The 14322-nt window shown below is 63.3% G+C and carries 17 protein-coding genes and 1 pseudogene; 12 read left to right on the forward strand and 6 right to left on the reverse strand.

The window, feature by feature from the left end:
* The first annotated feature begins 430 nt into the window (after window positions 1-430).
* Window positions 431-751, forward strand: coding sequence for a cupin domain-containing protein (locus IE083_RS09035; RefSeq protein WP_189353275.1), 321 nt, complete (start codon window positions 431-433; stop codon window positions 749-751).
* A gap of 117 nt (window positions 752-868) precedes the next feature.
* On the opposite strand, the gene IE083_RS09040 is transcribed toward IE083_RS09035, so the two are convergent.
* The 3 genes and pseudogenes from IE083_RS09040 to IE083_RS16035 form a co-directional block, all read right to left on the reverse strand.
* Window positions 869-1240: a group III truncated hemoglobin gene (locus IE083_RS09040; RefSeq protein WP_189353276.1), complete on the reverse strand. Its 372-nt coding sequence runs from the start codon at window positions 1238-1240 to the stop codon at window positions 869-871.
* Window positions 1237-1995: a ferredoxin--NADP reductase gene (locus tag IE083_RS09045; protein ID WP_189353277.1), complete on the reverse strand. Its 759-nt coding sequence runs from the start codon at window positions 1993-1995 to the stop codon at window positions 1237-1239. The genes IE083_RS09040 and IE083_RS09045 overlap by 4 nt, the downstream gene beginning before the upstream one ends.
* A 438-nt stretch (window positions 1996-2433) precedes the next feature.
* Window positions 2434-2574: pseudogene (locus IE083_RS16035) on the reverse strand (IS1182-like element ISPlba1 family transposase); the annotation flags it as partial.
* A 16-nt stretch (window positions 2575-2590) separates the two neighbouring features.
* On the opposite strand from IE083_RS16035, the gene IE083_RS09050 reads away from it, so the two are divergent.
* The 5 genes from IE083_RS09050 to ubiT all read left to right on the forward strand — a co-directional run bounded on the left by IE083_RS09050 (window position 2591) and on the right by ubiT (window position 6320).
* A complete protein-coding gene (locus IE083_RS09050) occupies window positions 2591-3184 on the forward strand; it encodes an HD domain-containing protein (RefSeq protein ID WP_189353278.1) in 594 nt (197 codons plus the stop codon).
* 272 nt (window positions 3185-3456) lie between these two features.
* Window positions 3457-3768 carry a pyrimidine/purine nucleoside phosphorylase gene (gene ppnP, locus IE083_RS09055; protein ID WP_189353279.1) on the forward strand — a complete coding sequence of 104 codons (312 nt, stop codon included), beginning with the start codon at window positions 3457-3459 and terminating at the stop codon, window positions 3766-3768.
* Window positions 3769-3949: 181 nt separating this feature from the next.
* Window positions 3950-4957, forward strand: coding sequence for a ubiquinone anaerobic biosynthesis protein UbiU (gene ubiU, locus IE083_RS09060; RefSeq protein WP_189353280.1), 1008 nt, complete (start codon window positions 3950-3952; stop codon window positions 4955-4957).
* Between the two features lie 18 nt (window positions 4958-4975).
* The gene (locus tag IE083_RS09065) at window positions 4976-5899 is read left to right on the forward strand and encodes a U32 family peptidase (RefSeq protein WP_229799681.1); all 924 of its coding nucleotides are present in this window, start codon (window positions 4976-4978) and stop codon (window positions 5897-5899) included.
* Complete coding sequence (ubiT, locus tag IE083_RS09070) at window positions 5886-6320, forward strand: ubiquinone anaerobic biosynthesis accessory factor UbiT (protein ID WP_189353281.1); 435 nt, start codon at window positions 5886-5888, stop codon at window positions 6318-6320. The genes IE083_RS09065 and ubiT overlap by 14 nt, the downstream gene beginning before the upstream one ends.
* Before the next feature lie 99 nt (window positions 6321-6419).
* Here ubiT and IE083_RS09075 read toward each other — a convergent pair whose 3' ends face one another.
* Window positions 6420-7523, reverse strand: a complete 1104-nt coding sequence (locus IE083_RS09075) for an HD-GYP domain-containing protein (protein ID WP_189353282.1) — start codon at window positions 7521-7523, stop codon at window positions 6420-6422.
* 325 nt (window positions 7524-7848) lie between these two features.
* Between IE083_RS09075 and IE083_RS09080 the strand changes: the two genes are divergently transcribed.
* Window positions 7849-8052 (forward strand): cold-shock protein, encoded by a 204-nt coding sequence (locus IE083_RS09080; protein WP_047965275.1) that lies wholly within the window; start codon window positions 7849-7851, stop codon window positions 8050-8052.
* An 85-nt stretch (window positions 8053-8137) separates the two neighbouring features.
* Window positions 8138-8707 (forward strand): DUF1415 domain-containing protein, encoded by a 570-nt coding sequence (locus IE083_RS09085; protein ID WP_189353283.1) that lies wholly within the window; start codon window positions 8138-8140, stop codon window positions 8705-8707.
* A gap of 63 nt (window positions 8708-8770) precedes the next feature.
* Here the strand turns inward: IE083_RS09085 and IE083_RS09090 are convergent, their stop codons facing one another.
* Both IE083_RS09090 and IE083_RS09095 read right to left on the reverse strand, forming a co-directional pair.
* Window positions 8771-9346 carry a lysophospholipid acyltransferase family protein gene (locus IE083_RS09090; RefSeq protein ID WP_189353284.1) on the reverse strand — a complete coding sequence of 192 codons (576 nt, stop codon included), beginning with the start codon at window positions 9344-9346 and terminating at the stop codon, window positions 8771-8773.
* Window positions 9347-9461: 115 nt separating this feature from the next.
* Window positions 9462-9944, reverse strand: a complete 483-nt coding sequence (locus tag IE083_RS09095; protein WP_189353285.1) for an AtaL-like protein — start codon at window positions 9942-9944, stop codon at window positions 9462-9464.
* A gap of 339 nt (window positions 9945-10283) precedes the next feature.
* Between IE083_RS09095 and IE083_RS09100 the strand changes: the two genes are divergently transcribed.
* From IE083_RS09100 to IE083_RS09115, 4 genes are all read left to right on the forward strand, one after another.
* Window positions 10284-11165 (forward strand): hypothetical protein, encoded by an 882-nt coding sequence (locus IE083_RS09100; RefSeq protein WP_189353286.1) that lies wholly within the window; start codon window positions 10284-10286, stop codon window positions 11163-11165.
* Window positions 11166-11276: 111 nt separating this feature from the next.
* Window positions 11277-12626: a deoxyguanosinetriphosphate triphosphohydrolase gene (locus IE083_RS09105; RefSeq protein WP_189353312.1), complete on the forward strand. Its 1350-nt coding sequence runs from the start codon at window positions 11277-11279 to the stop codon at window positions 12624-12626.
* A 120-nt stretch (window positions 12627-12746) separates the two neighbouring features.
* Complete coding sequence (locus IE083_RS09110) at window positions 12747-13622, forward strand: AEC family transporter (RefSeq protein WP_189353287.1); 876 nt, start codon at window positions 12747-12749, stop codon at window positions 13620-13622.
* A gap of 11 nt (window positions 13623-13633) precedes the next feature.
* Window positions 13634-14269, forward strand: a complete 636-nt coding sequence (locus IE083_RS09115; RefSeq protein ID WP_189353288.1) for a histidine phosphatase family protein — start codon at window positions 13634-13636, stop codon at window positions 14267-14269.
* Window positions 14270-14322: the final 53 nt, after the last annotated feature.

Raw genomic sequence — 14322 nt, forward strand, 5'->3', positions numbered from 1 at the left:
AGCCATATCGCCAGCAGCAGCGCCACTAGCCCACACAAACCGGACAGCACGCTCATCGCGCCACCCCCTGCGACTGTGTCGCATACACACGCAGCAGGCCGCGCACTGCCAGATACAGTGCGGCCAACCCTGCCAGCCAGATCAGGTCTTGCATCACATTCCCCTTGTTGGTCACAGACACTGCCACTGTAGGTTTTGCGGTGCAAAAAAGCGGTTAAAAGGCCGGGCAGCAATATAAACGGGATATAAAAATGTGATGCTTTTGGCGTAACCGGCGTGGTGACGGAGGGGGCGATGGCAGGTGCAAGGCGAGGGACAACGGTGACAAAAATCGGCCGAATCGGTCCGCATCCTGGCGCAGCCAGCCAGTGGCAAGCGCCATGACTGCACGGACAATGGCGGCATTCGTCAGCCAGCACAGGAGAGCACCATGAACACGCAGCACATCCGCCCGACCAGCTTTACCGCCGAGCGCGCCTGGGGCGCGCGCACCATCGCCTGCATGAACGGCATCAGCACCCGCCTGCACTGGACCGACCAGCCCTACCGCTGGCACGTCAACGACGGCGAGGAAGTGTTCGTGCTGCTGGACGGTACGGTGGACATGCACGTGCGCGACGCGGACGGCAGCGTGCGGGTGATCGCGCTGCAGTGCGGCGACATCTTCTACGCCGGTGCCGGCTGCGAGCACGTCGCCCATCCGCACGGCGAGGCACGCATGCTGGTGATCGAACAGGAAGGCAGTATCTAGACGTGGCGGTGTGGCGGGCGCAGGGTTTGGCACCCGGCCGCCATGCTCACACGGCGAACGGGCTTGCGGCCAAGGTTGGCCGCAAGCCCGTTTCAGTCACCGGTTTCGGTCACCGGTTCAGTCCAAGGGCGTGTTCATCAGCGCGATCGATTGCCCGATCATGCGCGCCTTGCGCAGCCACTCGTCGGCGTCCGGCGAGGCAACATGGCGACGCACAATGGGCTCGAACAGCGCCAGCCACTCGTCGACCAGCGCCGGGGTGACGCCGATGTCGAGGTGCTTGCGCGCGACGTTGTACTGGTTGTCGAGGTAGGCGTCGCCGCCGAGGACCGTCCACCAGAAGTGACTGATGTGCGCCTCGTGCCGCGGCCAGTCGTGCACCACGGCGAAGATCGGCGCCAGCTGCGGATGGACGCGGATCTGCGCGTAAAACTGGCGGCTGACGGTGTCGATCACCTCGCGGCCCAGGCGCTGGGCGATGCTGCTCATGGCGTCGCCTTTTGCCAGTAGTTTTCAAACAGCATGTTGCCGCTCAGGCCGCGGCGGCACGGGGTGAAACCGCGCTCGTTGAGCAGCGCACGCATGTCGGCGGTGAAATCGGGGTTGCCGCACACCATCACCCGGTCACGCTGCGGATCGAGCGTCGTCATCGCCAGATGCTGCTCCAGCGCACCGCTGCGCAACAATGTCGGGATGCGCTCGTGCAGGCCGCCGGCCACCTCGCCGCGCGTCACCACCGGCACGTAGTGGCAGTGCGCGTGCTGCGCCGCCCAGGCGCGGCATTCGGCGTCGTAGGCCAGATCCGCCGCCTCGCGCACGCTGCACACCAGGTTGACGCGGGCAAAGCGCTGCAGCACGCCCTGCTGGCGCAGCATCGACAGATAGGGGCCGATGCCGGTGCCGGTGGCCAGCAGCCACAGCACCTCGCCATCGGCCAGGCTGTCGGCCAGGAAGAAACCCATCGCCGCCTTGGCCATCAGCACCGTGTCGCCGGGCTGCAACGCGCCCAGATGCGGCGACAGCGCACCGCCGGGGATGACGGTAAAAAAGTATTCCAGCCACGGCTCGTGCGGCGCCGACACGATGGAATAGGCGCGCCACACCGGCTCGGCCAGTGCCGGCACCGACAGCCGCGCGTAGTGCCCGGCCTGGAAGGCAAAGCCTTCCGGCTTGCTGGTCAGCAGGGTGACGCCGCGCGCGGAGCAGTGCTGCACGCGGATCACTTCCGTTTCTACGATGTTCATCTTGTTTTCCCGTCACAGCCGGCTAATTGAAGATGTTTAAAATATACACCTTAGCCATCACAATAAAAACGCTGACATGAGCAGGGGTTGTCATTTTCAGAAGGCGATAGCACGGAATGTCAAAAGTCGCTTTCACTACTGGAAACACACCCAGCACATCTCGCATGTGCCGCCCAATCCGCCATCTTCCGCTCAATCAGTTCCAGCTTACGGGCGGCCAGCGCTCGCGTGTCGTGACCGATGCAGGAGTCAGTTCACTAAACGGAAAAATCGTACGCTAAGCCTCGCCAGGCATTCGTAGCGGCCGGAACTTGCCTTGATCGAGCGTGGACTCAAGACGCCGCTTGAGAATGTGGACAGATTTGGCCGCAGTGATCGGCTGCCATCCGTTCACGCTGGTAGCGCTGGCCTATCTCAAGCAGCCTGCAAGACAGGCCCCCTTCTTAGCTGGCTCACGTCCAGCCCGTCTACCACCTCCACGATGAACCGCGCCAAGTGGTCCTCCGGCAGCCATTCCTCTACGGACGGCGGAAGCAGATAGGCCGTGTTGCGGTCGATCGGGCGGAAATNACTAGGAATTGAATAGTTGGGTACGATGAGGGTTGATAACCACCCGGAAATCGACTGCGGCGACCACGTGATGCGGGTGCTGGACTACACCGCCGCCTGCGGCCAACCTTTGAGCGTGCGCTTTGCTGCGCTGATGCACGATCTGGGCAAGGCGCGCACGCCGGCCGACATCCTGCCGCGCCACCTCGGCCACGAGGTGCGCGGCGAGGCGCCGCTGCTGGCGCTGTGCGAGCAGCGGCGGGTGCCGGCCGACTGCCGCGACCTCGCGCGCCTGGCCACGCTCTATCACACCAAGATCCACCGCGCCGCCGAATTGCGCGCCGACACCGTGCTGCGCCTGCTGCGCGATTGCGATGCGCTGCGACGGCCGGAACGCTTCCTGCAGCTGCTGGAGGTGTGCGTCGCCGACGCCCGCGGCCGGCTGCACTTCGAGACCTGCGACTATCCGCAGGCCGGATGGCTGCGCCAGCTGCTGGCCGCGGCGCAGTCGGTCGATGCCGGCGCCGTCGCCCGCAACTGCGCCGACAAGCGCGACATCCCGCAGGCGGTGGACCGTGCCCGCGTCGCCGCCATCGCCGCCTGCTGCCGCCTATTGCTCCCCACCGGAAACCGGCAGTGAATACGTCCACTGCTGCGTGGCTGCAGCGGCAAGGGCCGTTTCCCTGCCACGACAGCCGGGCACATCAATGAAGTGGCGATAACGTGCACTACACGGCCATTGCTGCAGGACAGGCCGCTTCTGCCGTGAACATTGCGGCCAACCTTGTGCCAAGGTTGGCCGCAACCACGATGCGGCAAGTTTGTTGACGTTACACCGCGGTAGCGGGCATGATGCCAGAGCGTAAAACAGCGGGATCCACCCGTGCCGCAGACAAAGGAATCGGAGAAACCATGAGTCAGTTCGACAACGTCAGCGTTGTAAAAGAAGCCAATGTTTATTTTGACGGCAAGTGCGTCAGCCACGGCGTCATCATGCCGGACGGCAGCCGCAAATCCGTCGGCGTGATCCTGCCGGCCAAACTGCTGTTCAGCACCGGCGCTCCGGAAATCATGGAAATCCTGGCTGGCGAATGCAAGGTCACCCTCGCCGGTGAAACCGGCGCCCGCAGCTACAAGGCCGGCGACTCGTTCAAGGTGCCGGGCGAAAGCTCGTTCCAGATCGAGGTCAGCGACACCGTGCACTACGTCTGCCACTTCGGCTGAGCTGCCTGCCGATACGGCAAGCGGGGCCTGCCAATGCTTGTTCCATCCGGAAAACAAGCATTGGCGGGACCTACACCTTTGGTGGCAATGACCATTGCCAAACGACTGTCCTTGATCCAAAACAAGGCTGTCCGTCTTGCTGCTTGTTACTGTGGCCGGTCCCGACTGACGGAAATACAGTATGCAACGCCTTCCCGAACTGATCTGCCCGGCCGGCAGCCTGCCCGCGCTGAAGGCCGCCATCGACAATGGCGCGGATGCGGTCTATCTCGGCCTCAAGAATGACACCAACGCCCGCAATTTTGCCGGGCTGAACTTCGACCATCGCAGCGCCAGCGAGGGCATCCGCTATGCCCGCGACCGCAAGCGCAAGGTGCTGATGGCAATCAATACCTACGCCCGCGGCGGCGACAGCCTGCGCTGGCGCGCCGCCATTGACGAGGCCGCCGCACTGGGTGTCGATGCCGTAATCCTTGCCGACCTCGGCCTGCTCGCCTACGCACACGAACGCCATCCGTCGCTGCGCCTGCACCTGTCCGTACAGGGCTCTGCCACCAATTACGAAGCCATCAACCTGGCACAATCGCTGTTCGGCGTACAGCGCGCGGTGTTGCCGCGGGTACTGACGCTTGATCAGGTACGCCACGTAATCGCCAATACCAGTGTCGAGATCGAAGTATTCGGCTTCGGCAGCCTGTGCGTGATGGTGGAAGGCCGCTGCCTGCTATCCAGCTACGCCACCGGCGAATCGCCGAACAGCCACGGCGTCTGTTCGCCAGCACGCTTCGTCCGCTGGGAAGACAACGGCAAGGGCATGGACGCCCGCCTCAACCACATCCTGATCGACCGCTACGGCGCCAGCGAAACCGCCGGCTACCCGACGCTGTGCAAGGGCCGCTTCGAGGTGGAGGGCCACACCGATTACGTGCTGGAACAACCATCCAGTCTCAATGTGCTGGCGATGCTGCCGCAACTGCTGGATGCCGGCGTTGCCGCAATCAAGGTCGAAGGCCGCCAGCGCAGCCCCGCCTATGTCGCCCAGGTAACCCGCGCACTGCGTGAAGCGCTGGACCAGGCAGGACAGACCGGCCAGCGCTTCAGCGTCAAGCCGGCATGGCAACAGGCACTGTCCAAGGTATCGGAAGGTCAGCAGGTTACGCTCGGCGCCTACGACCGGCCGTGGAAATAACAAGGAAACGCTTCAGTCATGTCACATCCCGCCATGAGGCTCTCACTCGGGCCATTGCAGTACTTCTGGTATCGCGACCAGGTAATGGAGTTTTATGCCGAAGCCGCCGGCTGGCCACTGGATATCATCTATCTTGGCGAAGTGGTCTGCTCGCGCCGGCAGCAATTGCGCACCCGCGACTGGATCGCCCTTGCCGACGATCTCGCAGCCAGCGGCAAGGAAATCGTCCTCTCCAGCCAGGTACTGCTGGAAAGCGAGAGCGACCTCAAACGCCTGCGCCAGCTGATCGATCACCAGGCCGTGCGTCTGGAAGCCAACGACCTGGGTGCGGTGCGCCTGCTGCATGAACGTCAGCTGCCGTTCGTCGCCGGTCCGCACCTCAACATCTACAACCGCGATACCTTGCGCCTGTTCCAGCAACTGGGCGCCTATCGCTGGGTCTGCCCGCTGGAATGCAGCGCCAGCCTGCTGCGCGACATCGTCGGCGACGAGGAAGACTTGCCGGAAACCGAGCTGTTTGCCTGGGGTCGGCTGCCGCTGGCCTACTCCGCACGCTGCTTCACCGCCCGCCACTACCGGCTGAACAAGGACGACTGCCAGTTCAAGTGCCTGGAACATCCGGAAGGCATGACCATGCATACCCAGGACGGCCAGCCGTTCCTCGCCATCAACGGTATCCAGACCCAGTCTGCGGCACGGCAATCACTGCTGGCGCACTATCCGGCGCTGCAACACAGCGGCGTCGGCATCCTGCGCCTCAGCCCGCAAGCCGACAACATGGCTGCCGTCGTGCAGCAGTTCCGTGACGTGCTGACCCAGCCGTCCACAGCGGCTGCCGCCGCAACCCGCCTGCAGTCGCTGTCCGCGATGCCGCTGGCCGATGGTTACTGGCGCGGCGAGGCCGGTATTGCCTACCAGGGAGACCACCATGCCTGTTCCTGACTTTACCCTGCCGTCCTTCGGCCGGCGCTGGCTGCAACGCCTGCCGGCGACGCCGCCAGCGTGGCTGCTGGTGCACAGCCTTAATCAGTTGCAAAAGCGTCAGGTGCTGGCCGCCGACATGAGCCTGCTCAGCGGCAAGACCTTTGCGGTAGAAATCTGCGACGCCGGCCTGACACTGACCTTCTCCGCCGATGATGAGCGGTTTCATACCCGCAACACCAGCAACACGCCCGACTTGCACCTTGCAGCCAACCTGGCTGATTTCCTGCGCCTGATGCTGCGCGAGGAAGACCCGGACACGCTGTTCTTCTCGCGCCGGTTGCGTATTGAGGGCGACACCGAGCTGGGACTGATCGTGAAGAACCTGCTCGACAGCGTCGACTGGGACAGCACACCACTGCGCCGCTTCATGCAGCACTGAGAGCGGGTTTCACCCCGCCAGGATAGCGTCTTGACAAGGTTGGCCGCAATGCAGCACTGCCTTGCGGCCAACCTTTGCTTGTGCACCGGCCATTCGCGGCTAGCGGATGTGCGGCAACCCCTCGCCACTGGCAATATGCCGGTGCACCACCGTATTGAAGTGTGAGATCCAGCGCTGGTCAAACTGCGATTCGCAAGCATTCAACTCGGCCACGGCCCGCAGCAACGAGCGGGATTGCTGTCGCTGGCCATGTTTGAGAATTACCGCCTCGAACGCATTGACAATCGCAATCAGTCGCGCGCCGTCACAAATGCCGTCACCGCCAAGCCCGGCCGGATAGCCCTTGCCATCCAGCCGCTCGTGGTGCTGGCGTACCATCAGTGCCGCCTCTTCCCAGCCTGCCATCCGCGCCAGCAGTGCGGCCGCCCAGTGCGGATGCTGTTCCAGCTGCCCCCGCTCTGCTTCACTCAGCCGCCCCGGCTTCAGCCATAGCGCTTCCGGCAGGAACATCATGCCGATATCGTGAAGGCAGATCGCCACCTCCAACTGCAGCGGATCAATCACGAAGCCGGCAGCCTCGTTACAGGCACGCGCCAGCAGCAGATTGCGCTCGGTGCGCCCCTGGAACAATACCGAACGCTGCTCAAGCTGCATGGCCAGCTGGCGGAACAGATGCAGATCCTCGCGATTACCGGCGTTGACGGAGCTGGCATCGGACTGGCTGGGCATCACCGGCTTGTAGCCGGTCACGGTCTCAATCAGGTGATTGATGGCATCATCCAGCGCCGCAGGTGCCGTTTGCGATACCCGCGCCAGCTCCTGGCATAGCAGGTGGAAATCGGCCAGCGCCACTTCGCTGTGCAACTCCAGTGACTGCACCAGCAACTCTAGCCGGTCCAGCGCCAGAAACAGCACCTGCTCGATGTTGTAGCTGAACAGCAGTTCGCCGCTGCGCACCCGCGCCAGTACCTCCTCCATCCCATGCAGCAAGGGCACCACGAAGCCCAGCCTACACAGCCCGGCATCACCCTTAATGGTATGCAGCAGGCGCATCAACTCGCCCAGCAGCGCACTGTCGCCCGGCGCCTGTCGCAGTGCGGTCAGCAGGTGCGCAATGCGTGGCACATAGTCTTCCAGCACGCTCTGGAAATCGGAAAAACTCTCTTCGTCCTCAATGCGGTAATACGCCGGTAAATTGCTCACGCCATGCCTCCGGAAGGTGCCGGGTCACACCCGGGTTATCGATGTTGTATAGCCAATGACGTATCAATGTGCCACAACCCGAGAACAGCGCCAGCCCGGCAACGGCAATTATCATTGCGCACCTGCCGTTTCCGGTAATTTTCTCCCATTCCCCCAAAAAACACTTGCCGAGGACGACACCAACAGGCAGACTGCGTTCTGCAGTTTTTCAAGATGTGATCTGTCAGTTGTTGTAGTGGCCCTGCCCGTACCACAGTTTGTCATTTCTCTTGATTGACATGCGCTTTTCTCAATTTTCAACGCTATTCTCAAAAGGGAACAGAACATGGCAACCGGTACCGTTAAATGGTTTAACGACTCCAAGGGCTTCGGCTTCATCACTCCGGACAACGGCGGTGACGACGTTTTCGCTCACTTCTCCCAGATCAACTCCAAAGGCTTCCGCACCCTGGCTGAAAACCAGCGCGTAAGCTTTGACATCGTTGACGGCCCCAAGGGCAAGCAAGCTTCCAACATCCAGCCAGAGTAATTCTGCCGCTGGCTGCACAAGAGCCTCGAAAAACCCGGATTATTGTCCGGGTTTTTTGTTTTGTTACCAGACGCAAGACACAGCCATGAACTCCACAGATCAGGATACCATTCTTGATGCAACTCGCCGCTGGCTGGAAAACGCCGTTATCGGGCTGAACCTGTGCCCGTTTGCCAAGTCGGTCCATATCAAGAACCAAGTACGCATCATCGTCAGCGACGCCCGCGATCCGGCCACGCTGCTGGAACAGCTGATGCTGGAGTTGCGCCTGCTGCAGGAAACCGATCCACAGGAAACCGACACCACCTTGCTGGTGCATCCGCACACGCTGCAGCGTTTTCCCGACTTCAACGATTTCCTGGAAATAGCCGATGCCGCAGTGGCCGACATGGGGCTAGAGGGCGAGATCCAGGTGGCCAGCTTCCACCCGAGATTCCAGTTTGCCGATACCACCATCAACGATATCGGCAACTTCACCAATCACTCCCCCTACCCGACACTGCACCTGATACGCGAAAGCAGCATCGCGCGCGCAGTGGAGGCCTTTCCGGAGGCGGAGGCGATCTTCGAGCGCAATATCGAGGTACTGGAAGAGCTGGGGCACGCCGGCTGGGCAACACTGGACGTCGGCCCGCAGCGCAAGCAGCAGCCATAAAAAACATCACGCCCGGCGTAACGGGGCGTGATGTTCTTGATGGACAACCACCGGCAACCCTGCTTACTGGTTGTGTGGATGCCTGCCGGTAACGTCACGATAAAAGGCGCGGATCTGCGGCATATCCGCCGCGACATCACCGCTTGGCTGATACATGGCCAGAATGCCGCCACACTTGCTTGGATAATCCAGATATGCCAAAGCAATCGGCACGCCGGCACCAAGTGCAATGTAATAAAAGCCGCTTTTCCACTCCGTCACCCGGCTGCGGGTACCCTCCGGCGGCACCGTCAATACCAGCGCCTCACGCCGGTTGAATTCAGCCACCATCTGCTCCACCAGTGAATTGCTCTGCCGCCGGTCAACCGCAACACCACCCAGCCAGCGCATCAACGGCCCCAGCGGCCCGCTGAACAGGGTGTGCTTGCCCATCCAGTAGATACGGGCACGGGCGGCAAAGCAGAACATCAGGGTGAGCGGAAAATCCCAGTTGCTGGTGTGCGGCGCACCGATCAGCACGTACTTCTGCAGACGGGGGAAGTCGCCGTCCAGCCGCCAGCCGAGCAAGCGCAGCGTGGCAATGGAAAACCAGCGACAAAAGGTACGCACGACCGGCGTATCGAAAATGGTGTAGTGCATGCAACGCCCCAAAGGCGATAACCGCAGGGGCTAGCGCAATCCGATCAGCTTGCCGGCCACCAGGGCGGCCGGCGCAAAGAGGGCGAGAGTGTACACCATGTGCCGCGGTACAGGCTTATTGCGCCGTCAACTGGCCGGTCACGATCAGTTCGATGATGCGCTCGGCGGTGTCCATGTCCGCCTGCTGGTAGGCCGACTTGACGTAGGGCAACAGCCGCGCCAGTTCCGCTTCGCTGGCATTCGCGGTCAGCGCCGACATGTCGTAGATGAAGCGCACGAACAGCACGCCCGGCTCCGGCTCCTCGATGCGCATGATGCGCGAGCCGCCCGGATGCAGCTCCGTGGCCTGCGCGTGATAGCGCACCTCCTGCTCCAGCTCCAGCTCGATACGCTCGTGCACGATCAGTGTGCCGAAGGCGATTTCACGCTGCCAGACACTGCCCTCGCGCGCCACGATGCGGGCGCTGGTGATGTTTTCGTCGAACTGCATCGGCAGCTCGGCGCGCAATACCAGCCCCTGCCATAGCTGCTGCCGGGTCAGCGTCGGCGCCTGGCTGCTATCGGCTGGAGAGATGCGAATCAAATGTTCAAACTGCATGACAACAATCCTCACAGTGGCGGTTCCGCCGGTGATGTTCTGATGCCGGCCATTGTAGCTTGGTTGCAATTTCGCAACATAAAAAGCCGGCATCCACGGCATTCTTTAATCAAACAACACAGCAGCTTAAAGCGATTAATTACACATTATTAAGCAACTGCGATAAGGCCATTAAATAAACATTTAGGCATGCTTTAATTGCATACGCTATGCCATAACAGAGCATACCCATAAGGCAGCTTGTGGCACCGCCAGCCGGCGACCAACCGCAGCGGCCGGCCATGGCGGCACCGAAGATCAACCCCACACCAACATCGAAACACGGGTTCGCTTCTTCCCATGATTGCACCATTACAAAAAGCGTCGTACCTCGGCAACGCCAGCGTCAGCCAGTTTGTGGCCCAGCTGGCCGGCTGGCTGGATGGCGAGGCGTTTGGCGAACACCAGTTCTACATCCGCGACAAGATCCTGCCGGACGGCTACGACCGCGCCTTCCGTGCCGACACCCTGCAGCAGGCCTTCCAGCGCTTTTACTGGAATGGTCGCCACTATGAGCAGCATCTGGCCATCCAGCAGTCGTTGCGCGAACGGCTGAGCCTGGCGCTGAGCCAGCAGCACGACGCGCTGGTCGACATCATCGATGACACCCTGCTGTGGGCGTCCGGCGGCAAGGTGATAAAGCTCTACACCCTGAACCGCGACTGGGCCCGCAGCCATGCGGCCAACCTTGCCGTCAAGCTGCAGCGCAGCCTGGCCATTTTCGCCAGCGACACGCCGGATTGCAGTGCCTTCGACGGCGAGCTGCGCATGAACGCCGGCTTTACCAAAGTGTACACCCTGGCCGCGCCGCGATTGCTGGCCTATGACGGCCGCACTGGCGCCGCGCTGGGCTATCTGGTGCGCCAGTTCTGCGAAAAGAACCGTCTACTGCTGGACCCGAACCTGTGCTTCCCGTGGGCACCGGGCGCGTCCACCATGAACCGCAACCCCAGCACCGAGCTGCTGCACTTCAAGCAGCTGGCCAACCGCAGCCGCTTTCACGCCGAATGGAAAATCCGCGCCGGCTGGGTGCTGGGTGCCGCCTGCGACGCCGCCAGCAGCGACTGGTGCAAGGGCGACGCCGGCCTGCGCCGCGTCGAGGCCGCGCTGTTCATGATCGGCTACGACATCCCGCTGGCCAAGAAACCGGCCCGTTCCGGCCGCAGCCTGCTGGCCGACTGAGGCGGCCCCGCCTGCACGTCCCCCGCGTTTCTGGCATGATCAGGGCATGGTGACCACACGGTTGCCATGCCTGCCGACCTCAAGGACCATGCCGCCGTGACTGATCATGTAATGAACTGGGAAGCGCTGCTTTCCACCCGCCGATTCAAACTGCAGGCCGGCAAGGTGCTGGCGTCGCAGGCCCCCGCCACGCTGGAGGCCACGGCGGGTCTGCGCAGCGACTTTCACATCGACCACGACCGGCTGGTGTTTTCCAGTGCCTTCCGTCGCCTTGGGCGCAAGACCCAGGTACACCCGCTGGCCAGCCACGACCACACCCACAACCGCCTTACCCACAGTGTGGAAGTTGCCAGCGTTGGCCGCAGTCTCGGCAACCGCGTCGGCGCCATGATGCAGCACGCCGAGCTGCTGCCGGCCGGCTACACCCCGTTCGATATCGGCAGCGTGGTGCAGGTCGCCTGCCTGGCCCACGACATCGGCAACCCGCCGTTCGGCCATACCGGCGAAGACGCACTGCGAGAATGGTTCCGTGACCCGCGCCATGCCCACCTGCTGCACGGCCTGTCCGCGGCGGAACAGGCCGACATCCGGACCTACGAAGGCAACGCCCACGGCCTGCGCATGGTCGCCAGCCTGGAGATGTACGGCAGTGAAGGCGGCATGCGGCTGACCTCCGCCGCGCTCGGCGCGCTGATCAAGTACCCGTGGACCTCGGACGCGCCGCGGGCGCAGGCGCGCGGCAAGTTCAACATCTACCGCACCGAGCTGGCCTACTTCGAGCATGTCGCCGCCGAGCTGGGGCTGATCCGCAAGGGTGAGCACGAGTGGGCGCGCCACCCGCTGTCCTACCTGATGGAGGCCGCCGACGACATCTGCTACGCCATTCTCGACCTGGAAGACGCGGTGGAAATCGGCATTCTCGACGTCCGCGAATTCGAGGCGCTGTTCAGCCACTTCGGTGAAACCGAGCGCCTGTGGCACACCGACGATCCGCGCCAGAAGTGCGCGATGCTGCGCGGCATCGCCATCGGCCGCTGTGTCGCCGAGGTCGCCGAGAAGTTCATGGTGCACCAGGACACCCTGCTGCGCGGCAGCTTCCCCGGCAAGGACCTGATCGACGTCTGCACACCGCAGATCAAGGAAACCCTGCTCGCAGCCAAGGCGCTGGCCAGCCAGAAGGTGTACCGCCACCGCACCAAGCTGGTCACCGAGCTGGCATCCTACCCCTGCATCGGCACGGTACTGGACGTGCTGGTACCGGCAATCCGCACCCGCCTGACGATGGGTGAAGACGCACTCAGCGCCCGCCACCATCTGGCGCTGAACCTGCTGCCCGCCCCGCTGCACACCGGGCAGAGCCTGTACCACGCCTACATGCAGGTGCTGGACTACATCGGCGCCATGACCGACAACTATGCGGCCAACCTTGCCCGCGAGATATCGGGCGTCGGCATCCTGTAATCCTGCCCGCGCCGGCAGAACACGCTGTTCTGCCGGCATTGCCTTGCGCAAGGGTTTACCCTCGCACACGGCGACCGGGCGCTGCGCCACAATGTTTGCCCCACCCTCGCGAGCCCGCCCATGTTCGAACGCATCCTCACCATCATCCTGCCGGTACTGGTCATCGTGCTGATCGGCGGCGTGTACGCGCGCCGTGTGCGCCCGGACATGCGCGCCGCCAACAAGCTGAACATGGACGTCTGCGTGCCGCTGCTGGTGTTTTCCGCGCTGGCGGCCAGGGATTTCGACCTGCTGGCGCACTGGAAGCTGGTGCCAGCCGCGGTGCTGATCGTGTTGCTGTCCGGCGTGCTGAGCTGGCCGGTGGCGCGACTGTGCCGCATCGACCCGCGCACCCTGCTGCCGGCGATGATGTTCAACAACTGCGGCAACATGGGCCTGCCGCTGGCGCTGCTGGCCTTCGGTCAGCAGGGTTTCCAAGCCTTCGTGGTGCTGTTCATCGTCTCCAACCTGCTGCACTTCACCCTCGGCGCCTTCATTTTCAGCCACCACACCAGCCTGGCCGGGCTGCGCCGCAACCCGATCGTGATCGCCACCCTGCTCGGCCTGGTCTTTGGCCTGAGCGGCATCACCCTGCCGGTGTGGCTGATGGCCGGCATCAGGATGCTGGGCGAGATGACCATTCCGCTGATGCTGTTCGCGCTGGGCGTGCGCATGGTGGATGTCAGCTTTGCCGGCTGGCGCGTCGGCCTGCTCGGCGCCGTGCTGTGCCCGCTGACCGGCCTGGCCGGTGCCGCGCTGGCGATCCCGCTGCTGCAGCTGGCGCCGGAGCAGACGGCGCTGGTGGTACTGTTCGGCGCGCTGCCGCCGGCGGTGCTGAATTTCCTGATGGCCGAGCTGTACCAGCAGGAGCCGGAACGCATGGCGTCCATCGTGCTGATCGGCAACCTTGCCAGCCTGCTGTTTGTACCGTTAGGCTTGGCCTTTGCCTTGCGCTAGGGTGCCCCGACATGACCGTTACCCGCATCTGCCTGGTTCGTCACGGCGAAACCGACTGGAACACCGAGCGGCGCCTGCAAGGCCAGCTGGACATCCCGCTCAACGACAACGGCCGGCAGCAGGCGATCCGCCTTGCCGCCGCCCTCAAACAGGCTGCCCACCCGTTTGCCGCGCTGTACAGCAGCGATCTGCAACGCGCCGCCAGCACCGCGGCGCCGATCGCGCAGCAGCTGGGGCTGGCGGTCACCCCCTTGCCGGAGCTGCGCGAGCGCCACTTCGGCGCCCTGCAGGGCGTGGCCCTTGCCGATGGCCCGCAACAGCAGCCCTACGCCTGGCACGGCTACAGCCAGCGCGAGCCGGCGCACGACCTGGGCGGCGGCGAAAGCCTGCTGGTGTTCTCGGCGCGCGTACACCAGGCGCTGACGCGGCTGGCGGCGGAACACCACGGCCAGAGCATCCTGCTGGTCTCCCACGGCGGCGTGCTGGACATGGCCTACCGCCTGGCCAGCGGCCAGCCGCTGACGGCACCGCGCACAGTACCGATCCCCAATGCCGCGCTGAACTGGCTGGGCGTCGATGCCGCGCAATGGTCTATCATCGAATGGGCCGACCAGCGCCATCTGGCTCAAAGCCTGGACGAGCTGTAAGAAAACCGTATCCGGCGCGACCAGCGCCCAAGGTTGGCCGCAAAGGAAATGCA

The sequence above is a fragment of the Vogesella fluminis genome, assembly GCF_014652335.1.
GTDB classification, from domain to species: domain Bacteria; phylum Pseudomonadota; class Gammaproteobacteria; order Burkholderiales; family Chromobacteriaceae; genus Vogesella; species Vogesella fluminis.

What these genes read in the sequence shown, in the direction of transcription:
- IE083_RS09035 (WP_189353275.1), top strand. Translation starts at nt 431, where the DNA reads ATGAACACGCAGCACATCCGCCCGACCAGCTTTACCGCCGAGCGCGCC.
- IE083_RS09040 (WP_189353276.1), bottom strand. Translation starts at nt 1,240, where the DNA reads ATGAGCAGCATCGCCCAGCGCCTGGGCCGCGAGGTGATCGACACCGTC.
- IE083_RS09045 (WP_189353277.1), bottom strand. Translation starts at nt 1,995, where the DNA reads ATGAACATCGTAGAAACGGAAGTGATCCGCGTGCAGCACTGCTCCGCG.
- IE083_RS09050 (WP_189353278.1), top strand. Translation starts at nt 2,591, where the DNA reads ATGAGGGTTGATAACCACCCGGAAATCGACTGCGGCGACCACGTGATG.
- ppnP (WP_189353279.1), top strand. Translation starts at nt 3,457, where the DNA reads ATGAGTCAGTTCGACAACGTCAGCGTTGTAAAAGAAGCCAATGTTTAT.
- ubiU (WP_189353280.1), top strand. Translation starts at nt 3,950, where the DNA reads ATGCAACGCCTTCCCGAACTGATCTGCCCGGCCGGCAGCCTGCCCGCG.
- IE083_RS09065 (WP_229799681.1), top strand. Translation starts at nt 4,976, where the DNA reads ATGTCACATCCCGCCATGAGGCTCTCACTCGGGCCATTGCAGTACTTC.
- ubiT (WP_189353281.1), top strand. Translation starts at nt 5,886, where the DNA reads ATGCCTGTTCCTGACTTTACCCTGCCGTCCTTCGGCCGGCGCTGGCTG.
- IE083_RS09080 (WP_047965275.1), top strand. Translation starts at nt 7,849, where the DNA reads ATGGCAACCGGTACCGTTAAATGGTTTAACGACTCCAAGGGCTTCGGC.
- IE083_RS09085 (WP_189353283.1), top strand. Translation starts at nt 8,138, where the DNA reads ATGAACTCCACAGATCAGGATACCATTCTTGATGCAACTCGCCGCTGG.
- IE083_RS09090 (WP_189353284.1), bottom strand. Translation starts at nt 9,346, where the DNA reads ATGCACTACACCATTTTCGATACGCCGGTCGTGCGTACCTTTTGTCGC.
- IE083_RS09095 (WP_189353285.1), bottom strand. Translation starts at nt 9,944, where the DNA reads ATGCAGTTTGAACATTTGATTCGCATCTCTCCAGCCGATAGCAGCCAG.
- IE083_RS09100 (WP_189353286.1), top strand. Translation starts at nt 10,284, where the DNA reads ATGATTGCACCATTACAAAAAGCGTCGTACCTCGGCAACGCCAGCGTC.
- IE083_RS09105 (WP_189353312.1), top strand. Translation starts at nt 11,277, where the DNA reads ATGAACTGGGAAGCGCTGCTTTCCACCCGCCGATTCAAACTGCAGGCC.
- IE083_RS09110 (WP_189353287.1), top strand. Translation starts at nt 12,747, where the DNA reads ATGTTCGAACGCATCCTCACCATCATCCTGCCGGTACTGGTCATCGTG.
- IE083_RS09115 (WP_189353288.1), top strand. Translation starts at nt 13,634, where the DNA reads ATGACCGTTACCCGCATCTGCCTGGTTCGTCACGGCGAAACCGACTGG.